We start from the raw sequence: 22,495 nt of genomic DNA on the forward strand, positions 1-22,495 counted from the left end.
TCAGCCTCGTTCGGGAATGTGGTGCGCGGCGCGATCGGCGGCTTTGGCAGCGAGCTTCGCCGCTTTCTCGGCAGCCTTGGCAGCTTTCTTCTCGGCTTCTTCCTTCTGCGCGGCAATGCGCGGGTCGCCGGGATCATTACCTGGCCCGAGAGCGCGACGCCCGGCGGGAATGCCGGGTTCAAGCGGTATGGCCATCTCGGCGTCGATACGGGCAGCGTTCTTGGTGTCCGGAAACAGGCCGAGCATCGGGCCGATACGCGCAATCAGCTTGCCGGTGGTTGGCGCCGCATTCCAGCCTGAGGTCACAAAGCCATGTGTTTTGGGCGTAGGATGCGGAGAGTCGAGCATGACGTACACGGCATAGCGCGGCGCGTTCATCGGGAAGATGGAGGTGAAGGCCGAGATATTGACGTGTTTGAGGTAACGGCCATTGGGGCCGACCTTCTCTGCCGTGCCGGTCTTGCCGCCCACGAAGTAGCCAGGCACCTCGGCGCTGCGTGCCGTACCCTGTGTCACGTCAAGACGCAGCATCTTGCGGATGAGTTTTGAATTTTCCTCTGACACGACGCGCTCGCCCTGCGGGACGGGCAGTGGTGCAGGGGCATCGCTGCTGGCGTCGGCATCCGGCTTGAAGGCTGCCGGAACGACAGGCGCGTGAGAGGGTGATGTGGTGGCAGGGGCCGTGTTCAGCGCGCCATCCTGCGATGCGGCGTTGCCTGCCGGCGAAGGTGCAGCATTCCCCGGCATCTGATCCGTCGCGGCGTTGGTGCCGTCATCCTGCTCACGGGCAAGGAGGGTTGGCTTGATCAGGATGCCGCCATTCACTGTCGCCGCCGTGCCGCGCACGATCGAGAGCGGTGGCTCGGCAACGCCATGCCCGAACCCGACCGTCATGACGGTCGATATGCCCCAGTTCTTCGAGGACGGTACAATCGGACGCCCGGCCTCGGGCAGCTCGATAGGCACGCGGTTGAAAAACCCCATCGTGCGCAGCCAGTCCTGCTGCCTTTTTGCGCCCACATCGAGCGCGATATGCGCAGCCGCCGGGTTGGAGGATTTTGCCAGAACGTCGGGTAATGCCAGCCAGGGGGCGAAATGATCGGTCTTGATGTCAGAGATGGTGAACCGGCCGATATGGATGGGAATGGTCGAGAAACGGTCCCAGATATGGGCAACACCGTATTCGATGGCCATGGCCGCTGTCTGCAGCTTGAAGGTCGAGCCAGGCTCATACATGCCTGTGACAGCGCGGTTGAAACGGGCATCGGCAGGCGCATGGCCGAATTCATTGGCATCATAATCAGGCAGGCTGACCATGGAGATGATCTCGCCTGTGTTCACATCCATGACAATGGCAGCCGCACCGATGGCCTGGAACTCGTCCATAGCCGCCTGGGTTACTTCGCGCGCAACGGCCTGGATACGCACATCAAGCGACAGGCGCAGTGGGGTATGATCCTTGTTAAGCCGCTCGTTGAAGTAGCGCTCGACGCCGGCCACGCCATGATCGTCAATATCTACGCCACCCAGAATCTGTGCAGCGGTGCGCCCCAGCGGATAATGACGCCGCTCGCTGGCCTCAAAATAGATGCCGGGAATACCAAGATTGTTGATCGCGATTTCCTGCACCGGCGAGATGTCGCGCGCGATATAGACGAACTGCTTTTTAAGCGAGAGGCGACGTGTGGTTTCGGCTTCATCCAGCTGCGGAAGCACGCTCTTGAGCTTTTTCGCCGCATCGGCCGCGTCGATCAGTTCCATGGGGTTCGCATAGACCTGCGCCACAGGCAGGGACAGGGCAAGCGTCTGACCGTTGCGATCGACAATGCTCGCGCGGTGCACGTCGGGAAGCGAGAAGTCACCGGCAACCTGACCCTTGGGATCACTCTTGGGGATTTCCGGAACCTGGGAGGCAATCTGGCGCTTCTCGGGCGCCATGGGCATAAACACGGTGGCAAGGCTGAGTTTGGCCGCGACAAGGCTGAAAAGCAGCATGAAGCCGAGCCCCACGCCAATCAGTCGCGTATGCATCTGGTCGAGCGAGGCCCGAACCCTCTTCGTGGTCTTTCCCTCGGCGCGAGACGATGCGCCGCTGCTATGGCCCGACCTGTTAGAGGGTGGGGGTGTCCTGCCAGCCATGCTCAGCCGCTTTCATATCCGCTCAGTTGGCGAGTGGGGTCGGGGGCGGCAAGGCATCACCATAGCCTGCCAGCGCCGATGAAGACCCGGAATCGCTCTGCACATGATGCGGCTTTGGAGACTGCATGGCAATGTCGTGACTGGTGCGCGCGGTATGAGAGGCCGCTTCACGTGCGCTGTGCCATGACGTCGCGGGGGTCGCCTGCGGGCGATTGCCACGAAAGCTGGCCAGACGCACGGCAAGGTCGGACTCGCCGCTTGATTGGGTTGCAGTGTCACGGGCGGCGGCATCGCGTGGCGACGCATGGACCACGGCACCATAGCGTGATTTGTGACGGCCTGTCTGGCCGAGTTCGTCAGACACGACATGGGTACGCTGGGTTTCCTGCGCGAGTTCGATGGCCGGGCGCGAAGAAACGTTCTGGGTTCGAACCGCATGGGGCGCAGAAGGTGCCGGACGTGCTGCTGTAGCCACGCGCGGCGTCACCGATGCGACCATGACGCGTGGTGCCACCACCGGGGGGGCGACAGTGGGTGTTACAACCGGCGCGTGATGGTGAGCAGGCTCGGCACTCGCTATGAGAGCCGCAGTGTCTCGTGGGGCCTGTGCCTTGGGGCTGCTGACCTTGGGTGCCGGCGCTGCAGGGGCAGGGGCGGGATCGGAGACACGAGCCACGGGGGCCGTCGGCGCCTGCGAGACCGCAATACTCAGGCTTTCGCGCGGATCATGAAAGGCCGCACGTGTGGAAGGCGCTGGCAGCGTTTCGATCATGCTGGCAAGCCGCACATATTGCGTCGGCGTCATGGGGTGAAGCTGTCCAAGAAAGCGCGATGACAAGGCGCTCAGGCGGTCCGGCTGGTTCAACAAGGCCCATTGCGTGCGCAGCATGGCGGTTTGCTGTCTCACGCGCTCGGTCTTCTGAACAACAGATGTGATGTTCTGGTCCAGGACCGTTGTTTCATGCTTCTTGGTATAAAGAAACATTCCCGAACCACCAGCGAGAAGCGCGCAAAGAATCGTAAACGGCCGGATCATGAAGAAGACCCCCTAACAGAGGCTGATGGTGCGGTACGGAGAAGGCTGCGCAGCTTGGCACTGCGCGAGCGGGGGTTGCGTCCGATTTCCTCGTTAGAGGCGAGAACGGGGCGGGTATGGGGCAGAACATAGTCGGGCGTGACGAAACGCTCGGCCATGGGCTCGTGGCGTGACGGGCGGCTTACCCGTCCGGCAGCCTGCGCGAAGGCACGCTTGACGAGACGATCTTCAAGGGAGTGGAAGGTCACCACGACCAGTTTTCCGCCTTCATCCAGAAGGGCGGGGGCCTCGTCCAGCGCACGCTGTAGCTCGCCAAGCTCGTCATTGACGGCAATACGCAGCGCCTGGAAGCTGCGCGTGGCGGGATGGATGCCAGATTTGTCAGGACGCACGACGCTACGCACGATATCCGCGAGGCGTGCCGTTGTGCGGATCGGCTCTTCCTGACGTGCACGCACGATGGCCGAAGCGATACGGCGTGACATGCGGTCTTCGCCATAGTGATAGATGATATCGGCCAGCTCGGCTTCATCCGCTTCATTGACGAGATCCGCAGCTGAGCGACCGGCACGTGACATGCGCATGTCAAGCGGACCGTCATGGCGGAAAGAGAAGCCGCGCTCGGCTTCGTCAAGCTGATACGACGAAACACCAATATCGAGCACGATGCCATCGAACGGCGCATCATCATTCAGAAGCTCGGCCATGGCGCCGAATGTTCCCTCGACAGGCACAAGGGCTCGGCCCGGCGCATGGGCATCCAGTTCTGCGGCGAGCTCGGCGGCACGGGCAATAGCCGTCGGGTCACGATCAATTCCCCACACGGTGCAGGCCGCACGCGCGAGGATGCCGCGCGTATAACCCCCACCGCCAAATGTGCCATCGACATAGCGTCCGCCATCACGCGGCGCGAGCGCATCGAGCACCTCTGGCAGCATCACGGGCACATGGCCGGGGTCGTGGCGAGTCAGCATGGCGAGCGGTGCAAGGGCGTTCATGACGCCACCTCGCCCTGCGTGACGGGGCGGCTGGTCATGCGTCGAGCGCGCGCACGCGCTTCCTCACGACGCCTGGCGCCGGCTTCGGGCTCCCAGATCTGGAACACGCGCCCCAGACCCATGAATGAAATCTCGTCGACGAGATTGGCGTGACGCTTGAGGACGTCTGGCAGGATAATGCGCCCTTCCTTGTCGGCGTCGATCGGGTAAGCGTCAGCGTAGAGACTGGCGGCCAGGTCATCATGATCGTCAGAGAAGATATCGAGCGATTCCACCGGACCTGCCAGCGTGGCGAACGCGGCGCTGGGCCACGCCTCGATGCAGGGATGAAGATGGGATGGGCGGAGAATCACAAGGCTCTCATCGGGTTGCGCCTGAGCCCTGAGGGCCGCGCGAAAGGAAGCCGGAATGGACACACGGCCCTTGGCGTCGAAGCGGTTCTGATGCGTGCCGAGGAACACACTCACGCCGTTCGATGCCTCCCCTTCGTCCTGGAGTGATTGCCGCAGATGTTTCGGACCCGACACGGGACAGGACTTCGAGCGTCATGTCGGAAAAGCCGCTTGGGATGGTTTTGGGATATCATGGGATTTCATGGGACGTCAAACAATTCGCAACAAGAAACGACGGAAGTTCCAAGTTTTTTAAACAGAGCAAAGATGAGTGTTCTTGATATGTTCTGGATCAAAATCAAAGACCAATGAATCAATTCATCGATGAGGCGTTTTTGTTATGTTCCTATTGTGGCAATCCGCACCGTGATTGAGGCATGATTGGGGCGAAAAGCGTAAAAGAAGCGTATATTTGGCGCTTATTTACATCACCCGACTATTTCGGAATATTTCTTCGGCAACGCCGGTATTGGTGCCGCAAGTGCGGCCGGTAACTAAGTGTCAGACGGTCTGTAAGCCGGGTTCTGTCCGCTAAAAGCGGGGCGATCATTCCTCTGGGACCGGTCTTGCAACCGGCCTCACGCAACCAACCCGAATGACAAGGCGGGAGAGCCTCTGATCCCATCCCGAGGGACGGATCCGCCACTCCTATTCGGTCTTGCTCCCGATGGGGTTTGCCCTGCCTCCCGCGTTACCGAAGGAGCGGTGCGCTCTTACCGCACCGTTTCACCCTTGCCTGCAGCCCGAGGGCCGGGCAGGCGGTTTGTTTTCTGTGGCACTTTCCCTAAGGTCACCCCCGCCGGCCGTTAGCCGGCATCGTTCTCCCGTGGAGCCCGGACTTTCCTCCATCACGACGGTTCTCACCGGCGCAACAGCGATCGCCCGACCGTCTGACGGGCGCAACCTGACCCAATAGGGCGAGTGGGTCAAGCGTAACACGGCGCTTTTTGGCCACTTCCGCCTTACGCAGCTGACATACGATCCCTGAAATCAAGGCGGCTTCTGGCAGGTACTGCACCCGGCATGAAGAGCGGGGGAGCCATATCATGGCGCCGTGAGGGGAATATCCGCCTCATCCCGATTATCCGTGTGATCGTCTTTCGCGAGAGAGTGAAGCTTGTCGCGCCAGGGGCTGTTGATTGAAGTCCGGCTACATGCAGGCATCCTGTGCTAGGGTCAGTTCATGACTGATTTTCCCGTTGCACGCCCCGGATTGCCCTACAGGATCTTCCTCGCATGGCTGAAGCGCGCCGCAAAAGGACATGATGGTCTGCCCATGCCAGACTACCTGACACCGGAATCGCTCGCTGCCCTGCGCCGCATGACGGGCATGCCGAGCTTTCCGCAGGGTCTCTCTGCCTTGCAGACAAAGGCGTGGCGAACTCTCTATATCCCGTGCGGCGATCATGTGCGTCCGGCGAGGTTGTATCGTCCGAGGGGCGAAGTGACGGGCGTCATCCTGTTTCTGCATGGTGGCGGGTTTGTCCATTGCGATCTGGTGTCGCATCACGGCATGTGCTGCCGTCTCGCGCGCCATGCAGGCGCGATGGTGTTGTCGCTGGATTACCGGCTGGCCCCGGAACATCCCTATCCGGCGGCCGTCGAGGACGGATGGGCGGCCCTGAAATGGCTCGATCAACAGGCCGGGATGCGTGATCTGCCCATTGCTGTCTGTGGCGACAGCGCGGGCGGAAATCTGGCAGCGGTGCTCGCGCGCCGTGCTGGAGTGGAGGGCATGCGGCGCGTGGTCGCCCAGCTTCTTTACTACCCCACGGTCTCGGGCCTCTGGTCACCTCCAAGCCGCGCTGTCTACGCGGAGGGGTTTATGCTCACGGCGCGTCTGCTCAACTGGTATGGCCGGCAGTATATCCGGCGCGACCGTGACATGCTCGACCCGGATTTTGCGCCAGTTTTCGCAGATGATCTGTCAGCGGCGCCTCCCGCCATGATCGTGACGGCCGGGTTCGATCCGTTGAGAGGTGAGGGTGAACTGTATGCGACCTTGCTGCGTGAGGCGGGAGTAAGAGTGCGCCTTGTCTGCTGTGCAAAAGCCATTCACGGCTTTCTCAATTTCTATGCTGTCGTGGTCGAAGGGCGACGCGCCTTGCGGCTTGGCGGGGCGTATCTGCGCGCGCAATTCGCGCGGTACAGGAAGGCGCAATAAAAAACCGGGCTCAGGGCCCGGCTTTCTTTATTGTTGCGACATGGCGTGGAACCGGCCGGGTGTGCCCTGATCGGTTGCCAGCATGCGATCGGCACGATTGACCTTGATGGTGAACAGGCGATCAAAAGTACCCGGCTTGCCGGGGCAGCCATCATTGCTGCGCTGCATGAAATCGATGCGTGTTGCATCTGGCGGATCATTGCCATTGAGAATGGGCACGAGGCATTTGGCCGGCACGTCGGTCATACCGTTATGCGTGACCATAACGCGCAGATGCTCGACCAGCTTTGTGTTGTCGAACCACGCCAGGCGGTCGAACTGGATCTTGTCCGCCGCCTGATCCAGCCACCCCATTTTCATCACGAGAATGGCCAGAAGCGAGGCGGGCACCAGCACGATCAGGCGGCGCAGCAGATGCTGCTTGAGCGTGCGGGGCTTGCGGCGGCCCGAACCAAGTCTGGGCGCGCCGGGCTGCGAGGGTGTTTTGGGTTCAGAGGCCAAGGGGATGCCTTATTCCATGTCTTCGTGCCAGATCTGCCCGTCACGGGCGAGCATCTGACGCGCTTCCTCGGGGCCCCAGCTGCCTGCCGCATAATGCGCCATCGGCACTTCGTTCTTGGCCCAGGCATCCATGACCGGCGCGACCCACTTCCATGCGGCCTCGACCTCGTCACGACGGATGAAGAGCACAGGATAGCCGCGCACCGCATCGAGCAGCAGGCGCTCATAGGCATCGGGGTAACGGACCGAGAATTCGCGCTCGAAATGCACGTCCATGTTGGTTTCCCACAGGCCGAAATCATCATCGAGCGGGTTCTTGACGTTGAACTGCCACGACACGCCTTCATCCGGCTGGATGCGGATCACCAGCACGTTCTTCTCCGGCTGGGAGGGGAACAGCTTGGTGGCAGACGGCTTGAACGTCACTACAATCTCGCTGACCTTGGCCTTCAGGCGCTTGGCCGAGCGGATATAGAACGGCACGTTCTTCCAGCGCGGGCTGTCGATTTCAGCGCGCAGGGCGACGTAGGTTTCGGTGTTGCTGTCATGGCCGAGCTCGTCGAGATAGCCATCGACCGTCGCGCCCTTGCTGTGACCCTTCGTATACTGGGCACGCACCGTGCTGGTGGGCAGCGTGCTGGCATCGAGCGGTACGAGCGACTTCAGGACGGCCACCTTGGCGTCACGCACGTCATCGGCCTGCAGGGAGTTCGGCTTTTCCATGGCGACCAGGCAAAGCACCTGCAGCAGATGGTTCTGCACCATGTCGCGCAGGGCGCCGGAATTGTCGTAATAGGCGGCGCGGCCTTCAACCCCCACGAGCTCACCTGCCGTGATCTGCACGGACTCGATATGCTCACCCGACCAGACCGCCTCGAAAAGCGGGTTGGCAAAGCGCAGGGCGATCACGTTCTGGACCGTTTCCTTGCCCAGATAATGATCGATGCGGAAAACATAGCTTTCCTTGAAATACTGACCAACGCCTTCATTGATCTCTTCGGCAGTCTTGAGGTCAATGCCGATCGGCTTTTCCAGCACAACGCGGCTGTCATCGGTGATCAGCCCCTCGTGGTGCAGGTTCTTCGAGATTGCGCCATAGAGGTCAGGGGCCGTGGCGTAATAGAACACGCGCACATGCTCTTCGGCCTTGTGGCTGAGCACCTCACGCAGACCTGCCCAGTTGCTGTCGGGCTTGGAGCCGTCGAGGCTGACATAATGGATCATGTCCAGGAAGCGATCGACAGTGTCTTCGTCGAAATCATCAGTCTTGACGAAGCGCTTGAGCGCATCGCGTGCACGCGTCTGATACTCGCTGCGCTTGAGCGGGGAGCGTGCCGTGCCGATGATGCGGGCCGTATTCGGCACCTGTCCCATGGTCAGACGGTAATAGAGGGCGGGCAGCAATTTGCGCATGGTCAAATCGCCGGTGGCGCCGAAAATGACATAGTCGAATGGGGCGACCTGGTGGCAGTTGGTCATCTTCCTGGCTCTCCGGTTCTGGGTGGGGCAGTGCGGTCTTATGACATGCGTGCCCGGACGGGGTAAAGGTAGCAAAGCAAAGCCGCCAGATGGCCGGTCGTTCCCTCGCAATATGCGTTGACCCGGCCTATACCGGCGCGATAAGCCGCCGTTCTTCGCAAGTGCCTGCAAAATCCAGCTGCGTGCATCTGTGGCTGTTCTGGCCCGACCGGGCCGTGTGCAACCCCTGTTTTCGAGGTCACCATGTCTGACATGCCTTTTGATATTGACGAAGCCGCCGCCAGCCGTGCGCGTCAGGCTGCCGATCCTGACTCGAATGTAGGGGGCATTGCCGTTGACCGCCTGCGTAGCGTTATCGAGCGCGTCGAGCGTCTGGAAGAAGAGCGCAAGGCGCTGGCAGGCGATATCAAGGATATCTTCAGCGAAGCCAAGTCAGCCGGGTTCGATGTTGCGACTATCAAAAACATCATCAAGCTGCGCAAGAAAGAGCCCAATGAGATTGAAGAGCAGGAGACGCTGCTCGATATCTATCGTCGAGCGCTTGGAATGTAAGGCGTCTGACTAACACGAACCGGGCATGTTTTTTTGATGCCCGTTTCCGGAGCCCCCGGTTTCACGAGGCCGGTTTCGCAGGCGCGCGACCCAGCAGGGCGTCAGCGCGCTGCTGTTGGGCCGCACTGTGATCCTGCTGAGTGCAGCAAGGGCCTGTGCCGGGTTTCATGAAGATTTAAAGACACGATCTATCTCTCCCTGACTTTGGCAACGGCCATTGATATGAAACGCCCCGTTCCGGTTGTTTCATTACGGTCAGGATGGCGATGTCAGCGGCAGAATGGTGCCTCAGACAGTCCGTTTGGACGTCTTTGCACGAGCGTATCCGGCGTCAGAACCGGCGCAACGATACAGATGATCTGCTTCAGACCGCGCTCATGCATCTGTTCGAGCGCGGGCTGGACGGCATCGAACATCCCGAAGCCTATGTCCTGCGCGCGGCACGCAATCTCGCCATCGACCGCACGCGGCGCGAAGCACGGCTGCGTGTGGGATCGCTGGACGATGATACCAGCGCAGAGCCCGTCTGTGCTGCGCCGGGGCCGGAACGTATCGTTTTGGGTCGCGAGCAACTGAGGCGCGTACGCACGGCATTCAATGCGCTCGATCCCCGCACGGCGCGTATCTTCCTCATGCATCGCCTGGATGACCTGACCTACAGTCAGATTGCCGCGGCCCTCTCGCTGAGTGTCAGCACGATCGAAAAATCCATGGCGCGAGCCCTTGCCCATCTGGCGATGGCGCTCCTGACCGATACAGCGGTAGACGCGTGACGCCCGCAGAAATCGAACAGGCGGCAAACTGGCAGGCGCGGCTTATGTCCGACCGGTGTTCCGACCTTGACCGCAGGCGTTTCGATGCGTGGCTTGAGGAAAAAGAGGCGCATCATCAGGCCTATAACCTCGTCTCACAGATCTGGCAGGGCGGGCAGTTTGCACGGTCGCGTCAGGGAAGCGTCTCCCTGCCGCTGTCGCGTCGCGGCGTCGTGGCCGGTATCGTCGGGTTTGGGGCGAGTCTCGGTGTTGCGGCAAACGTGGCAGATGCGCGGACGATCTGTACGGGCCGCGGCGAGCATCGGCGCGTCATGGCATCCGGGCTGCGCGTGGAGATGGATGCGTGCAGCTCTCTTGTTCTCGCGCCTAGCACCGGTCGCATGGTTTTCGAGGCGGGGCGCTATGAGGTGATGGCCGCGCCATTCGGGCAGCAGGCGCAATTCGGCTGTTGCTCGTGGGCTGTGTCGGGGCGTGGTGGACGTTATGCGCTGGATGTGACGAACGCTGCCATGACGCTTGCCGTGCTGGAGGGGTGCGCGAGGCTAGAGAAACCCGGCGCGTCGCATGTTGTGCAGGCAGGGCAGGTCTTTGCATATGATAGGCAGACCCGTCTGGTGACCCAGCGGCCCGCGAGGCTGGACGATCTGCTGGCATGGCGTGAGGGGCGCGCCGTGTTTCATGGCACGCCGCTTGCGCAGGCTTTGAGCGAGATGGCCCGCTACAGCGATCGTCCTGTCAGGCTTGTTTCGCCCTCGCTTGCCTCTTTGCGCATCAGCGGTGTCTTTCACACCCACGACCCGGCCCGTTTCTTCCGGGCGCTGGCGCATCTTCTGCCTTTGCGGGTGATTTTTGCCCCCGATCTGATCTCGGTCGTACAGCTCTGATTGTTAAGCTTTGATGAAACGACACCGAAACAGATGAGGGCCTGATCGTTCCTGTCGTCTCGCCAGGGAGAGACCAATCCGGTCGTACCCTGACGGAAGCCCGCTTCGATGATTCCCGCCCTGTATGCCTCTGATCGCCCTGCCTCATGCCCTGTTCCTGCCATGCAGCCGCGCACACGTCGCCAACGTTTGGCGATGGTGCTGCTGTCGCTAGGTGCCTGGCCACTCCCTGGCCTGGCTCAAACCCCTGCCTTACGGCACGCAGGGGCAGTGGATGCGGCCTCCGGGGAAGGGCGTGTGGTCACAGGGTTCAGTCAGCCTGCGGGACCACTCGAAGACTCCCTGACCGCCCTCGCAAGGCAGTCAGGGCGCGACATCCTGTTTTCGAGCGATCAGGTGCGCGGCAGGCATGCTCCGGCGCTGAAGGGGCGCTTGACGCTCGACAAGGCACTGGAGCGTTTGCTGGGTGGGTCCGGGCTGAGTGCGCATATCCAGCCCGATGGGACTGTTGTGATCGCCAATGCCGCCCGTGGCAGCAATTTCGCGCATGACAAACACGACGACAAAACCGGGCAGGAGCATATCACGGTCATCGGGCGGGCTGAGCGCCTTGCGCCTTCCACCGTGCCGCTGACCATTACAGAACCGACCTCGGTCATCCAGAAGCGCTTCATCACCAATAATATCGTGCCACTGGCAAGCGTGGATGACATTATCAAGTTCCAGCCGAGCATCTGGACACAGAACCCCAACGGCCCCGGCATGGGCAAGGCCGAGACCATGAGCCTGCGTGGCTTTCAGGATGGTCAGTACAACATGCTGTTCGATGGTATCCCCTTCGGAAATGCCAGCGATCTGCACCACACCACCTCGTCGCTTTTCATTTCGCATTTTCTGGGCGAGGTGCAGGTCAACCGTGGGCCGGGTACCGCCTCGACTATCGGTAATGCGACCTTTGGCGGGACGATCGGGTTTCAATCCCGCACCCCTGCGCAGCATTTCGGGGTCACACCCTATGGCACCTATGGCAGCTTCAACACCCGTGCCGGGGGTGTGGAGGTCGATTCCGGCAAGACCCGTTTTGGCTCGATGGTGCTCGATCTGCAGCATGAGGAGACGGATGGATATCTGACCGGCTCGGGAGAGCGGCGCAATAACCTGCTGTTCAAGGATGTCGCGCGGCTGGGGGAAAACACGACCCTGACCTTGCTGACCACCTATAATTGGGAGAACCAGAACACCACGCAGGGGGCCACGCTGGCCCAGTATCGTAAATACGGCAAGGATTACGGTCTCTGCTTCAATCCAGCGCTGCAATGCTATGCCGGGTATCAGCCGAGCACCTACACGTCGGATTTCGATTACATCGATATCAAGAGCAAGGTGCTGCCTTGGCTGACAATCGAGAACCGTCTTTATACGAACGGTTTTGAGCACGATTACACCGAGTCCACCGACGCCAGTTCGGATGACCCGGGCGCCAATGGCGTGACCTTCTATTCAACTGCAGGCAAGAAGCTGGCCACCTACAAGAATGACGTGCCCGGCAAATATGCCGATGCGAAATTCCGTGACTATGGCGACACACTGACCTTCAAGGCCCATACGTCGCAGGGTGATGTGCTGGTTGGCGCCTGGGCCGATCTGCAGGACGATCGGCGCTATACCTATGCCCTAGATCTGACAAAGGGCGGCATCATGGTGCCCGGCAAGAATGGCTCGGCCTATAGCTATGACATCTCGGATTTCAACACGACCGTTCAGCCCTATCTGGAATTCGACTGGAAGCCGTTCCGCAACACCATCATCAAGCCGGGCATCAAATACTCCTATTTCCGTCGTGATTATGATGCGGCGGTCAACAAATCGACGAAGGTACCCCTGAACGCGACGCAGCAATTCACCTCATGGCAGCCTTCGATCTCGGCAAACCAGATCATCCTGCCGGGCTGGAGTGCCTACGCCCAGATTGCCCGTGGCTTTCTCGCCCCGCCCATGAGCGTGTTCCAGACCCAGAATGTCGGCAATGTCAGCCCTGAAACCACACTGAACTATCAGATCGGCACAGTGGTGCAGCAGAAGCGCTGGACGGTCTCGTTCGACGCCTATTACATCAATTTCTCGAACTTCATTGCCTCGGCGCAAATCAAGGTGCCCGGCTTTGGCACGCAGAGCACTTCGGTCAATAGTGGTGGTGCCATCTACAAGGGGCTGGAAGTCGAGGGGCAATATGCCATCGGTCATGGCGTATCGCTTTATGGCAATTACAGCGTGAATGACGCGCAGTACAAGCACAGCTCGGTGCGCGTGGCAGCTACCCCCAATGTGCTCGCCTCCTTCGGTGTGCTCTATGACGATAATAAGGGCCCTTATGCTTCGCTTATCGGCAAATTTGTCGGCAATCATTATGGGCTCGACAGCACCACCGATAGCGCTGGCAATACAGTCTTTGCCAATCAGTATCGTATTGGCAGCACCACCACGGCCGATCTTGCTCTGGGGTGGCATTTCAAGAAGCTGGGTGGCTTCATGCGCGATGTGACGCCGAGCCTCAAGATATCCAACCTCTTCAATAATCGTGCCATCAGCGATTTTGCCGGTAACCAGTCTGCTGCCAGTGCGGGCTATCCCGATGGCGCACCGCTTTACTGGCGTCTGGCGGGTCGCTCGGTGTTCTTCAACCTGACGGTCACCCTGCCATGAACCGCGCCCTCATTCTTTCTCTTGCGCTGGCACTGGGTGGCGCGGGTACAGCACAAGCTGCCTCATCTCCTGTTTTCTCTGCGGTCGAGCCTGAAGCGCCAGCAAGACTGGAGCGCGTCGTACTGATCGCACGCCACGGGATACGCAGCCCGACGCATGATGCTCACAGCCTTGAACAGGAAACCGGGGTTGTCTGGCCTTCCTGGCCAGTGGCTCCCGGCGAACTGACCGATCATGGCCGCGCCACGCTCGATGCCATGATGCAGGGTGTGTCTCGCCATTATGATCTCGCCTGCACGCACAACACGTCTCCCTGCCTTGGGGCGACGCCTCCTTTCATATGGGCAGATTCTGCCGATAACCGCACCCGTGAGAGCGGGCAGATCATGGCCCGTGCCCTTTCGCCGGGGCATGAAATCGCGGCCCGCTCACTCGCCGCCGGGCAGCATGATCCGGTGTTTGACGCTGTGACGGCTGAATTCGTGAAACAGCACCATGATCAGATGGCGCAGGACGCGACGCAGCTAGCCCGATATGACAGGCTGGCGCGTCCTGACAGCGTGAATGCCGGGCTGGCGGCGTTGCAGCAGCTTTTTGCGCCACAAGCCTGTGAGACGGGGCAGGGGCCCTGTTTCAAGACCAGCCTTGTGGTCAGTGAGAAAAAAGGGCGACCTTCGCTGGGCGGAGGGATGACATTGGCAGCAACGCTCGCTGAAAACCTGATGCTGATCCATGCGCAAAGTTTTGACCAGACGGCCGATGCATTAGTCCGTGAGGCATGGGTCGGAAAAATCAATCCGGCTCTTCTGACAACCGTGCTCCCGGTTCATGACTATCTGTCCGGGCTCGTCCGCCGTCACGGTGTGGCTGTCGCCGCACGCAGCGCGGTCATGGCGGATATCATTGCGCGATTCATGGCAGGCGAGGCGATCACGCTGGGGGATGGTTCGATCGTCTCACCCGCAACGCGGCTTCTTGTCTTTGCGGGTCATGACACGACGCTTGATGCATTGGCGGCCCGATATGGGCTGGACTGGCATTTCAGTGATCAGCCGGACAGCACGGCTCCGGACACGACACTGGCTTTCGAGCAATGGCGCGATGGAAAAGAGCAGATCGTTTATCGCGCCCGGATATTCCATCAATCCCTGCAAGCTCTGAGGGAAGGCAAGAGCGGCGCCGAGCAACCGCTTGCCGTAACCCTCAACGCGGCAGATCTGCGCTAGAAACCCAGCGGCCGAGAAGGGCATCACTCTCGCGGTTGGAGACAGGAAAAGCACCGTTACGGACGCTGGAAGTCAATCTGAGCGCCTATCGCTGTGCGGCAAGGAGGCTGGCCGTAAAGATCGCTCTTGGCGGAGTCGGCAAAATTAGCATAGATCGCTGATTATGACGACCGCGCTCCTTTCTCTCCCTCTATGGATGCAGTTTCTTGCAGGATTTATCCTGCTCGGGCTGGGACTTATGTTCATCCTCATGCCGTTTTCCATCTTCGGTGTAAAACCGCGACTGGAAGAGGTGGAGCTACAGCTCAACGAGGTGCGGGCGGAACTGCGGATCATCGCCATGAGGCTGGCTCAGGGCGCTGGCGAAACCGGCCCCTCGGGTGAGCCAATCTATGCGCCGCCCCGGCGAGCGGCAGTGTCTGCAGGGCAGGCTGAGCCGCCTCTTCGTCCGACTGAAACCATGCGCGCTCCCGACCCCATGCCGTGGTCGGCGCAGGCCGGCCGGCAGGCAGCCCAGCGGCCTCCGGTTGAACGTCCCCCGGTTGAGCGTCCCTTGGGGGAGCGTTCCGCCGGCGAGCGGGCTTCGGGTGAGCGCCTTACGCCAGATCATGCCCCGGTTGAACGTATCCAGCCGGACAGGATGCAGTACGAGCGCTCAGGCCAGGATGAGGCGTCGCGTCCCATGCCTGCTGCCGAGGAGATTTCACCGCGCGAGGCCTTCCAGCCGCGCCACCCGTCGAGTGACGAGCGTCGTGACCGCCAGAGCCCGCCGAGTGTGCGGGATGACTACAGCTATGCAGAGTCCGGCGCACAGGAGAATCTGGAGCGCATCCTGCGTCCCACGCATTTTGACCCGCCGCCACCGCGAGAGGCGCCGCGTCCGCCAGGTGCCACTTATGACACGCGGGCGTCTGCCGCACCCTATGTCGGTGCAGGCGGTACCGCCGCATCGATATCCAGCTCTCAGGGCAAGGATCAGAATGAGGTAGCGAGCCGCAACGATGATGCATGGCGCCTGAAGGCGCAGCGTCAGGAAATGGCACCGCGCGGTGCCGGAGCGGAAGCTGAAAAACTCCGTCAGGCGGAAGAGGCAGGCGCGCGGCGCGTGCGTTCCGAGCCCACCCTTCGATGGCCGCCGCGCCCCTGACGCGGCGCTACCTGCAGGATCGGATAGAGAGCGGCGGAATGATATCGAGAGGACACAACTGGTACCTGGGGCACGATGCCAGGGTATAAGCAAGCTGTCTTCCGTCGCCGTAGTAGCAAAAATAAATTTTAATAACGCATAATCATCGTTCATGACTTTGTCTGGACGATATTCATCCGACAAATCGGGCTAGTTGCATTACAAGAAGCCGGATCTGTTCTCTTCGAGCACAATCATGTGTCACCCCCTTTGTCTGAATGTGTCGTATTGTGTCTGACGATACGACTTCAGATAAGCGGGAGCGACGACCATGCCTCATTCAAGGACAAGCAAAGCAATTCTCGGTGATGGCCCCGAGACATCTCCGGTTCATCCGCGGCGTGCCTTGCTGGCGGCCGGTCTGGCAGGGGGGGCCGCATTTCTGTCGTCAGCCGGTGGTGCCAGGGCTGCGGCGGTCAACGATGACGGTTCGCATGCTGCGCCAAGCGCCCCTGCCGCTTTCAGTGCGGGGGCTATCCGGGCCGGCAGAGGGTCTCAGCTTCAAGGGCGCGTGGCTGTCGTCACAGGAGCGGCTCGGGGTATCGGTCGTGCCATTGCGGTCGAGTATGCCGCAAACGGGGCCGACGTGGTGGCTCTGGATATCGCCGGCCCGATAAGCCATGTGGCCGATGCGGTCCCTGCCAGCCATGAGGAACTGGATGAGACTGTGCGGCAAATCCAGTCATTCGGTCGCCGGGCAATGGCGATCAGGGCTGATATCCGTCAGATCGCGCAGCTGCGAGCTGCAGCGGATGAGGTTGTCAAAGCCTTTGGCCATATCGACATCCTTGTAGCCAATGCCGCCATACAGGGCTGGAAGGCGCTGCTCGACATGGATGACGCTGACTGGGACGACCAGATAGAGAACAACCTCAATGGTACCGCCCGAACCCTACGAGCTTTTGTGCCGCATATGATCACGCGCCAGGGCGGTCGTGTGCTGATTGTCTCGTCCATGCAGGGGCGACACGGCACGAAGGGGGGCGCGAGTTATTCCGCCTCAAAATGGGGTCTGATTGGCCTGATGAAATCCGCAGCAATGGAATTTGCGCCCTATGGCATGACAGTCAATGCCATCATACCGGGGCTTGTGGGTACTGCGCTCACGCTGAATCAGCAGCGCCTCGCAGCTCTTGAGCAGCAGGTGCATCACAAGGTGCATGGCGAGATCTCACCCGCTCAGGCATGGAAGGATCGTGCCCGAACCGAGGTTCAGCCGGTCGGATGGCTACAGCCCGAGGATATCTCGCCTGTTGCCGTATTTCTGGCTTCCGACGCATCTGCCCTCACGACAGGCGCCGAATTCGAGGTCAATGGCGGTGACAGTGCTCTGATGACCTGAGCCGATAGGCACAGGAGCATCAAAGGGTGTGACGACGACCCCGGGTGCCGATAACAGGCACCCGAACTCATCCGGGAGGGGGGGAGCTATATTTGACGCCGTTGCTTGCTTCCGACGGAAGACGATCTTTGGCTGCCGAGGCCCCACCGCATGACTAAGTCTTTCAGGCGCCCTATACGGTTACCGTACCGTAGAGGATCAGGCCGGTTCGCGGGGTTGGCGGATCAGAACGAGATCATCGCGATGAATCAGTTCGTCCCGCCCTGAATGACCGAGGCACGTGACGATATCCTCAGAGCGATGGCCGGCAATCAGGCGGGACTCGTCGGCATCATAGGCGGTCAGGCCGCGGCCGATTTCCTGTCCGGCCTCATCGCAGATAACGACGAGATCGCCCTGGCTGAAACGGCCCTCGACCTGTTTCACACCCGCAGGAAGGAGAGAACCACCATGATCGAGGGCACGTACCGCGCCCTGATCGATCATGACGCGACCTCTGGTTTCGAGCGCACTGGCTAGCCAGCGCTTGCGGGCCGAGCCTGCATCTTCCGCAGCCAGAAACCAGGTGCAGCGCCCGGTATCGAGCAACTGGCTGATCGGGTGAGGGGAGAGGCCAGAGGCAATGGCCATGCGGGCACCCGCACGTGTGGCAATCTGGGCCGCCAGCAATTTGGTGTGCATACCGCCTGAGGAGTAACCGGGCGGGGGCGCTCCACCCATGGCCATGATCGACTCAGTCAGTGCGGCGACCTCAGGCAGATGTTCCGCCCTTGGGTCGAGGCGGGGGTCAGCGGTATACAGGCCATCGATGTCCGAAAGCAGGATCAGCGTGTCAGCGCCGATCATCTGGGCGACACGGGCTGCCAGACGGTCATTGTCGCCAAAGCGGATCTCAGTCGTGGCGATGGCATCGTTTTCATTGATGACCGGCACACAGCCAAGGCCCAGCAAGGTGCGCAATGTTGCTCTGGCGTTGAGGTGACGCTCGCGGTCCTCTGTGTCACCAGGGGTCAGCAGCAACTGACCTGCCGTGAGATCCTGAAGGCCCAGAGCGGCGCTCCATGCCTGTGCAAGCTGGATCTGTCCAACACTGGCAGCGGCCTGTTTTTCCTCGAGACGGAGCCTGCGCCCCACCATGCCCATACGCACACGTGCAAGCGCGATGGCACCCGAGGAGACAACCACGACATCGGTGCCCTGACGGCGCAGCCGGGCAATATCCGCGCAGACAGTGTTCAGCCAGTGATGGCGTAGCGCGGCGTTCTTGGCATCGACCAGCAGGGCCGAACCAATCTTGATGACAACACAGCGCGCTTCAGCCAGTCGGTTGGTCACTGATGGGTCTCGCGTTCTTCCAGACGGTAATGGGTGACGCGATCCTGCACGATACGCAGCAGCTCGGCCAGCCCCTCATGGGTAGCTGCCGACAAGGTGAACACCTCGGCACCGGAGGCCTTGGCGAGGGCCTTCGTCTTGGCTGTGATCTGGGTTTTGGTCAGGGCATCGCATTTGTTCAGCACGATGATTTCCGGCTTTTCAGCGAGCGTCTCATCATAAGCAGCGAGTTCGCCACGGATCATGCGGTAATTCTTGACCAGCTGGCTCTCTGTGCCGTCGAGCAGATGGATGAGCATCGCGCAGCGCTCGACATGGCCAAGAAAACGATCGCCAAGCCCTGCGCCTTCACTGGCGCCTTCGATCAGGCCCGGAATATCGGCAATAACAAACTCCTCCGTGGCCGAAAGGCGCACAACGCCAAGCTGCGGGTGGAGCGTGGTGAAGGGGTAGTCGGCAATCTTGGGCTTGGCCCGTGAGCAGACAGAAAGCAGGGTGGATTTGCCAGCATTGGGCAGGCCCACAAGACCGACATCGGCAATCAGCTTGAGGCGCAGCCAGACCCAGCGTTCCTCGCCCGGCCAGCCCTTGTCAGCACGACGCGGCGCACGATTGGTGCTCGTCTTGTAATTGGCATTGCCGAATCCGCCATCGCCGCCTTTGCAAAGCAGCACTTCCTTGCCGTCCTCATCGAGGTCGGCCAGCATGGTCTCACGATCATCGTCAAAAATCTGCGTGCCGATCGGCACATTGATGATGACTGTTTCGGCCTTGGCTCCGGTACGGTCCGAGCCCGCGCCATTGCCGCCCTTGCGGGCGCGGAAATGCTGGGTGTAGCGAAAATCAATGAGGGTGTTCAGGTTCGGCACGGCGCGGAAAATGATGTCGCCACCGCGGCCACCATTGCCGCCATCAGGACCGCCGAATTCGACGTATTTTTCACGACGGAACGCGACAACACCATCCCCGCCATCGCCGGAGCGCACATAGATCTTGGCCTGGTCGAGAAATTTCATGGTCTGTCTCGTCTTCGTCCAACAATATCGTTCAAAACAAGAAAGGCCGGCCCAAGCGGACCGGCCTCTCCCGTCAACTGGTATTGGCCAGTCTTTTATTCTGCGGCTTCTGCCAGCGTCACGGAAACGTGGACGCGGCCTTCAGCGCGGCGCGTGAACTTCACGGCGCCATCGGCGAGGGCGAACAGGGTGTGGTCACGACCAACGCCAACGTTCGGGCCAGCCATCATCTTCGTGCCGCGCTGACGGACGATGATGTTGCCTGCAAGAACGGCTTCACCGCCGAACTTCTTGACGCCGAGACGGCGGCCTGCACTGTCGCGTCCGTTACGGCTCGAACCGCCTGCCTTTTTTTGTGCCATGGAGGTCTCTCCTTCTCTCTAGCGTCAGTTACGCTGCGTTGATCGCGTCGATGCGCAGGACGGTCACGTGCTGACGATGACCATTCTTGCGGCGGCTGTTCTGCCGGCGGCGCTTCTTGAAGATGATGACCGTGTCCAGACGGTCCTGGGCGATGACGGTTGCCGTGACGGTGGCGCCAGCGACCAGCGGAGCGCCGATCTTGATGCCTGCGTCGGAACCAACGGCCAGAACGTCGGAGAAGGTGATAGTCGTGCCGGCTTCGGCTTCGAGCTTCTCAACCTTCAACGTTGCCTGCGGGGCCACGCGATACTGCTTTCCGCCGGTGCGGATGACTGCGAACATGTCTTAAACTCTCTATCAGTCCGATCTCTTGGCAATTTTGCCAGGGTTTTCCCCGGTCGGCATTGCCCAGTCGCTTTTTATTATTGGCCGAACCACGCACCACAAGACGCATGCTCCCGCGAGGGGGGCTCACTACAGGAGGCAGGCCGCTTCCGTCAATCATTATCGCGTGGGGAACAGGGCGAAATGACGGCTTTACGAAAAGAATCGCATTAACCCCTCTTGCAAGCTACCGGACCTGCCCCTTATAAGCCGCCCACGACCAGGTGATCCTGCTACGGAGAGGTGCCAGAGTGGTCGATTGGGACGGTCTCGAAAACCGTTGTGCCTTCACGGGCACCGTGGGTTCGAATCCCACCCTCTCCGCCAGACCCCGAAAAAGGGGTCGACAGATCACGACAATAATCCATCAATAAAGACGTTCGACGGTGGGCCAGCGGGCCACGCAGGTTCTGTTACGCTGGGCGGCGAGATGCTTTGCCACGGCTAATGATCGATATGACGCTGGCAAAAGCCATGCTGTCAGGGGTAAACGCTACCCTGCGCGTCAAGAAAAAGCGGTGCCCTGATATCTTTTCATGAGGCGCCCCAATGAACAGGAAGACAAGATCGTGAAAAGCGATATCTGCCCTCAATGCGGCTGCGAACACATCTATCAGGACGGCGGATTGTGGGTCTGTCCTGAATGTGCGCTCGAGTGGAGCGTCGAGGCCGGCGCTCCGGATGGCACGGCCCAGGCTGGCGATGATGCGACGGTGCGCGATGCCAATGGTAATGTGCTTGCTGATGGCGATACAGTGACCATCATCAAGGATCTCAAGGTCAAGGGATCGTCGTCGGTCATCAAGGGCGGTACCAAGATCAAGGGTATCCGTCTTGTCGATGCCAGCGACGGGCACAATCTGTCTTGCAAGATTCCCGGGATCGGCGGGATGAATCTCAAATCGGAATTCGTCCGAAAGGCCTGAGCGCCGTTCGCGACAAGCAGGAAGGAAGCCGCATGTCGCGTAAAGCGCCCGGAAGTTTCAGACCCGCTATCGCAATGGCGGAGCAAGGTTCCGGTCATGGTCTGACCGCTGCGAGCGAAGGGCCAGCCGAGGCGAAGAGTGCGCTCAACCGCCGCCGTGTGCTGACATCCTCTCTCGCACTCTCCGCCGCGGCTCTGACAGGATGTCACGGGCCGTCCCGCTCGCGATCGCCAGAGCAGATTGCGCTCTGGCCCGAGACGCCACCCGGCGGGGGTGGTCCAAGCGGACCGGAACAGGCGACGGCCAAGGGCGCTCTTTACAACATCACCGAGCCTCGTCTTGAGGTTTTTCGCCCAGACAGCCCCAATGGCAGTGCGGTACTCATCGCGGCAGGGGGCGGGTATCAACGCATCGGCATGAAGCGTGAGGCCTATCCCGCTGCACGCTGGCTCTCGGCCCGTGGCGTGACCGCCTATGTGCTGGTCTATCGTCTGCCGGGTGAGGGATGGGCAGAGGGTCCGCTCGCTCCCTTGCAGGATGCTCGTCGTGCGCTTGCCCTTATCGGGCGCCATGCGCATCGTGACGGTATCGACAAGGCGCGTATCAGTTTGCTCGGCTTCTCGGCTGGAGGCCATCTTATGGGCATGACAGCCTCGCAATGGCACGGAGAAGGTCCGTTTGCGTCACTCCTTGCAAAGATATCCGTGCCGAAACCGGCGGGCGCTGCCCTGATCTACCCTGTGATCACGCTTGAGAAGCCCTATGATCACACCGCGACGCATCGGGATCTTGTGGGCGTCGATGCAGCCCCCGATCTGGCGCGTCTGTGGTCAGTGCAAAGTCATGTCAGGCCAGGTTATCCGCCGGTGTTTCTGACCCAGGCGGATAATGACCGTATCGCAAACCCCTATAATGCTGCACTGATGGCCCAGACCTGCGAGGCTATAGGGACGGCTGTCGATTATCACCGCCTGCCCAGTGGCGGGCATGGCTTTGGCATGGGTGAGCCTGATCAGGTCACCGCAAACTGGCCGGTCTGGTATGAATCCTGGCTTACCCAATACGGACTGATCCGCGCCACCTGAGCTCTGATTGT

At 60.7% G+C, this 22,495-nt stretch carries 20 protein-coding genes, 1 tRNA gene and 1 other RNA gene; 11 read left to right on the forward strand and 11 right to left on the reverse strand.

The window, feature by feature from the left end; all coding sequences use genetic code 11:
* The 5 genes from Asbog_RS05065 to rnpB form a co-directional block, all read right to left on the reverse strand.
* Complete coding sequence (locus Asbog_RS05065) at positions 1-2,139, reverse strand: peptidoglycan D,D-transpeptidase FtsI family protein (RefSeq protein ID WP_083510714.1); 2,139 nt, start codon at positions 2,137-2,139, stop codon at positions 1-3.
* A gap of 22 nt (positions 2,140-2,161) precedes the next feature.
* Complete coding sequence (gene ftsL / locus Asbog_RS05070) at positions 2,162-3,175, reverse strand: cell division protein FtsL (RefSeq protein ID WP_062164305.1); 1,014 nt, start codon at positions 3,173-3,175, stop codon at positions 2,162-2,164.
* Positions 3,172-4,173 carry a 16S rRNA (cytosine(1402)-N(4))-methyltransferase RsmH gene (rsmH, locus tag Asbog_RS05075; protein ID WP_083510715.1) on the reverse strand — a complete coding sequence of 334 codons (1,002 nt, stop codon included), beginning with the start codon at positions 4,171-4,173 and terminating at the stop codon, positions 3,172-3,174. Before rsmH ends, ftsL begins: the two co-directional genes overlap by 4 nt.
* A complete protein-coding gene (gene mraZ / locus Asbog_RS05080; protein WP_023977559.1) occupies positions 4,170-4,640 on the reverse strand; it encodes a division/cell wall cluster transcriptional repressor MraZ in 471 nt (156 codons plus the stop codon). The genes rsmH and mraZ overlap by 4 nt, the downstream gene beginning before the upstream one ends.
* A gap of 422 nt (positions 4,641-5,062) precedes the next feature.
* Positions 5,063-5,459, reverse strand: an RNA gene (rnpB, locus tag Asbog_RS05085) — RNase P RNA component class A.
* Between the two features lie 289 nt (positions 5,460-5,748).
* Here rnpB and Asbog_RS05090 point away from each other — a divergent pair.
* Positions 5,749-6,729, forward strand: a complete 981-nt coding sequence (locus Asbog_RS05090; RefSeq protein WP_062164306.1) for an alpha/beta hydrolase — start codon at positions 5,749-5,751, stop codon at positions 6,727-6,729.
* 27 nt (positions 6,730-6,756) lie between these two features.
* Here the strand turns inward: Asbog_RS05090 and Asbog_RS05095 are convergent, their stop codons facing one another.
* Entirely contained in the window at positions 6,757-7,230 is a 474-nt protein-coding gene (locus Asbog_RS05095; protein WP_062164307.1) for a hypothetical protein, read from the reverse strand.
* A 9-nt stretch (positions 7,231-7,239) separates the two neighbouring features.
* Positions 7,240-8,709, reverse strand: coding sequence for a glucose-6-phosphate dehydrogenase (zwf, locus tag Asbog_RS05100; protein WP_062164308.1), 1,470 nt, complete (start codon positions 8,707-8,709; stop codon positions 7,240-7,242).
* Positions 8,710-8,961: 252 nt separating this feature from the next.
* Here zwf and Asbog_RS05105 point away from each other — a divergent pair, with 252 nt between their 5' ends.
* From Asbog_RS05105 to Asbog_RS05135, 7 genes are all read left to right on the forward strand, one after another.
* Positions 8,962-9,261, forward strand: a complete 300-nt coding sequence (locus Asbog_RS05105) for a DUF2312 domain-containing protein (RefSeq protein WP_051395789.1) — start codon at positions 8,962-8,964, stop codon at positions 9,259-9,261.
* A 266-nt stretch (positions 9,262-9,527) separates the two neighbouring features.
* Entirely contained in the window at positions 9,528-10,034 is a 507-nt protein-coding gene (locus Asbog_RS05110) for an RNA polymerase sigma factor (protein ID WP_062164309.1), read from the forward strand.
* Positions 10,031-10,918, forward strand: a complete 888-nt coding sequence (locus tag Asbog_RS05115; protein ID WP_062164310.1) for a FecR family protein — start codon at positions 10,031-10,033, stop codon at positions 10,916-10,918. The genes Asbog_RS05110 and Asbog_RS05115 overlap by 4 nt, the downstream gene beginning before the upstream one ends.
* Before the next feature lie 108 nt (positions 10,919-11,026).
* A complete protein-coding gene (locus Asbog_RS05120) occupies positions 11,027-13,621 on the forward strand; it encodes a TonB-dependent receptor domain-containing protein (protein ID WP_083510717.1) in 2,595 nt (864 codons plus the stop codon).
* The gene (locus Asbog_RS05125; RefSeq protein WP_062164311.1) at positions 13,618-14,847 is read left to right on the forward strand and encodes a histidine-type phosphatase; all 1,230 of its coding nucleotides are present in this window, start codon (positions 13,618-13,620) and stop codon (positions 14,845-14,847) included. Before Asbog_RS05120 ends, Asbog_RS05125 begins: the two co-directional genes overlap by 4 nt.
* Positions 14,848-15,010: 163 nt before the next feature.
* Positions 15,011-15,994, forward strand: coding sequence for a hypothetical protein (locus Asbog_RS05130; protein ID WP_146926604.1), 984 nt, complete (start codon positions 15,011-15,013; stop codon positions 15,992-15,994).
* 310 nt (positions 15,995-16,304) lie between these two features.
* Positions 16,305-17,375 (forward strand): SDR family NAD(P)-dependent oxidoreductase, encoded by a 1,071-nt coding sequence (locus tag Asbog_RS05135; protein WP_062164314.1) that lies wholly within the window; start codon positions 16,305-16,307, stop codon positions 17,373-17,375.
* Positions 17,376-17,573: 198 nt separating this feature from the next.
* On the opposite strand, the gene proB is transcribed toward Asbog_RS05135, so the two are convergent.
* From proB to rplU, 4 genes are all read right to left on the reverse strand, one after another.
* Positions 17,574-18,710, reverse strand: coding sequence for a glutamate 5-kinase (proB, locus tag Asbog_RS05140; protein ID WP_062164315.1), 1,137 nt, complete (start codon positions 18,708-18,710; stop codon positions 17,574-17,576).
* Positions 18,707-19,726, reverse strand: coding sequence for a GTPase ObgE (gene obgE, locus Asbog_RS05145; protein WP_023977547.1), 1,020 nt, complete (start codon positions 19,724-19,726; stop codon positions 18,707-18,709). Before obgE ends, proB begins: the two co-directional genes overlap by 4 nt.
* 95 nt (positions 19,727-19,821) lie before the next feature.
* Positions 19,822-20,088 (reverse strand): 50S ribosomal protein L27, encoded by a 267-nt coding sequence (gene rpmA / locus Asbog_RS05150; protein WP_023977546.1) that lies wholly within the window; start codon positions 20,086-20,088, stop codon positions 19,822-19,824.
* 28 nt (positions 20,089-20,116) lie between these two features.
* Positions 20,117-20,431, reverse strand: a complete 315-nt coding sequence (rplU, locus tag Asbog_RS05155; RefSeq protein WP_023977545.1) for a 50S ribosomal protein L21 — start codon at positions 20,429-20,431, stop codon at positions 20,117-20,119.
* Between the two features lie 279 nt (positions 20,432-20,710).
* Between rplU and Asbog_RS05160 the strand changes: the two genes are divergently transcribed.
* The 3 genes from Asbog_RS05160 to Asbog_RS05170 all read left to right on the forward strand — a co-directional run bounded on the left by Asbog_RS05160 (position 20,711) and on the right by Asbog_RS05170 (position 22,484).
* Positions 20,711-20,800 (forward strand) — tRNA-Ser (locus Asbog_RS05160).
* Between the two features lie 209 nt (positions 20,801-21,009).
* The gene (locus Asbog_RS05165) at positions 21,010-21,399 is read left to right on the forward strand and encodes a zinc ribbon domain-containing protein YjdM (protein ID WP_062164317.1); all 390 of its coding nucleotides are present in this window, start codon (positions 21,010-21,012) and stop codon (positions 21,397-21,399) included.
* Between the two features lie 32 nt (positions 21,400-21,431).
* Positions 21,432-22,484 carry an alpha/beta hydrolase gene (locus Asbog_RS05170; RefSeq protein ID WP_231944657.1) on the forward strand — a complete coding sequence of 351 codons (1,053 nt, stop codon included), beginning with the start codon at positions 21,432-21,434 and terminating at the stop codon, positions 22,482-22,484.
* Positions 22,485-22,495 lie beyond the last annotated feature (11 nt).

This window comes from Asaia bogorensis NBRC 16594 (assembly GCF_001547995.1).
GTDB lineage: Bacteria > Pseudomonadota > Alphaproteobacteria > Acetobacterales > Acetobacteraceae > Asaia > Asaia bogorensis.

What these genes read in the sequence shown, in the direction of transcription:
- Asbog_RS05065 (WP_083510714.1), bottom strand. Translation starts at nt 2,139, where the DNA reads ATGGCTGGCAGGACACCCCCACCCTCTAACAGGTCGGGCCATAGCAGC.
- ftsL (WP_062164305.1), bottom strand. Translation starts at nt 3,175, where the DNA reads ATGATCCGGCCGTTTACGATTCTTTGCGCGCTTCTCGCTGGTGGTTCG.
- rsmH (WP_083510715.1), bottom strand. Translation starts at nt 4,173, where the DNA reads ATGAACGCCCTTGCACCGCTCGCCATGCTGACTCGCCACGACCCCGGC.
- Asbog_RS05090 (WP_062164306.1), top strand. Translation starts at nt 5,749, where the DNA reads ATGACTGATTTTCCCGTTGCACGCCCCGGATTGCCCTACAGGATCTTC.
- zwf (WP_062164308.1), bottom strand. Translation starts at nt 8,709, where the DNA reads ATGACCAACTGCCACCAGGTCGCCCCATTCGACTATGTCATTTTCGGC.
- Asbog_RS05105 (WP_051395789.1), top strand. Translation starts at nt 8,962, where the DNA reads ATGCCTTTTGATATTGACGAAGCCGCCGCCAGCCGTGCGCGTCAGGCT.
- Asbog_RS05110 (WP_062164309.1), top strand. Translation starts at nt 9,528, where the DNA reads ATGTCAGCGGCAGAATGGTGCCTCAGACAGTCCGTTTGGACGTCTTTG.
- Asbog_RS05120 (WP_083510717.1), top strand. Translation starts at nt 11,027, where the DNA reads ATGATTCCCGCCCTGTATGCCTCTGATCGCCCTGCCTCATGCCCTGTT.
- Asbog_RS05125 (WP_062164311.1), top strand. Translation starts at nt 13,618, where the DNA reads ATGAACCGCGCCCTCATTCTTTCTCTTGCGCTGGCACTGGGTGGCGCG.
- Asbog_RS05130 (WP_146926604.1), top strand. Translation starts at nt 15,011, where the DNA reads ATGACGACCGCGCTCCTTTCTCTCCCTCTATGGATGCAGTTTCTTGCA.
- Asbog_RS05135 (WP_062164314.1), top strand. Translation starts at nt 16,305, where the DNA reads ATGCCTCATTCAAGGACAAGCAAAGCAATTCTCGGTGATGGCCCCGAG.
- obgE (WP_023977547.1), bottom strand. Translation starts at nt 19,726, where the DNA reads ATGAAATTTCTCGACCAGGCCAAGATCTATGTGCGCTCCGGCGATGGC.
- rpmA (WP_023977546.1), bottom strand. Translation starts at nt 20,088, where the DNA reads ATGGCACAAAAAAAGGCAGGCGGTTCGAGCCGTAACGGACGCGACAGT.
- rplU (WP_023977545.1), bottom strand. Translation starts at nt 20,431, where the DNA reads ATGTTCGCAGTCATCCGCACCGGCGGAAAGCAGTATCGCGTGGCCCCG.
- Asbog_RS05165 (WP_062164317.1), top strand. Translation starts at nt 21,010, where the DNA reads ATGAGGCGCCCCAATGAACAGGAAGACAAGATCGTGAAAAGCGATATC.
- Asbog_RS05170 (WP_231944657.1), top strand. Translation starts at nt 21,432, where the DNA reads ATGTCGCGTAAAGCGCCCGGAAGTTTCAGACCCGCTATCGCAATGGCG.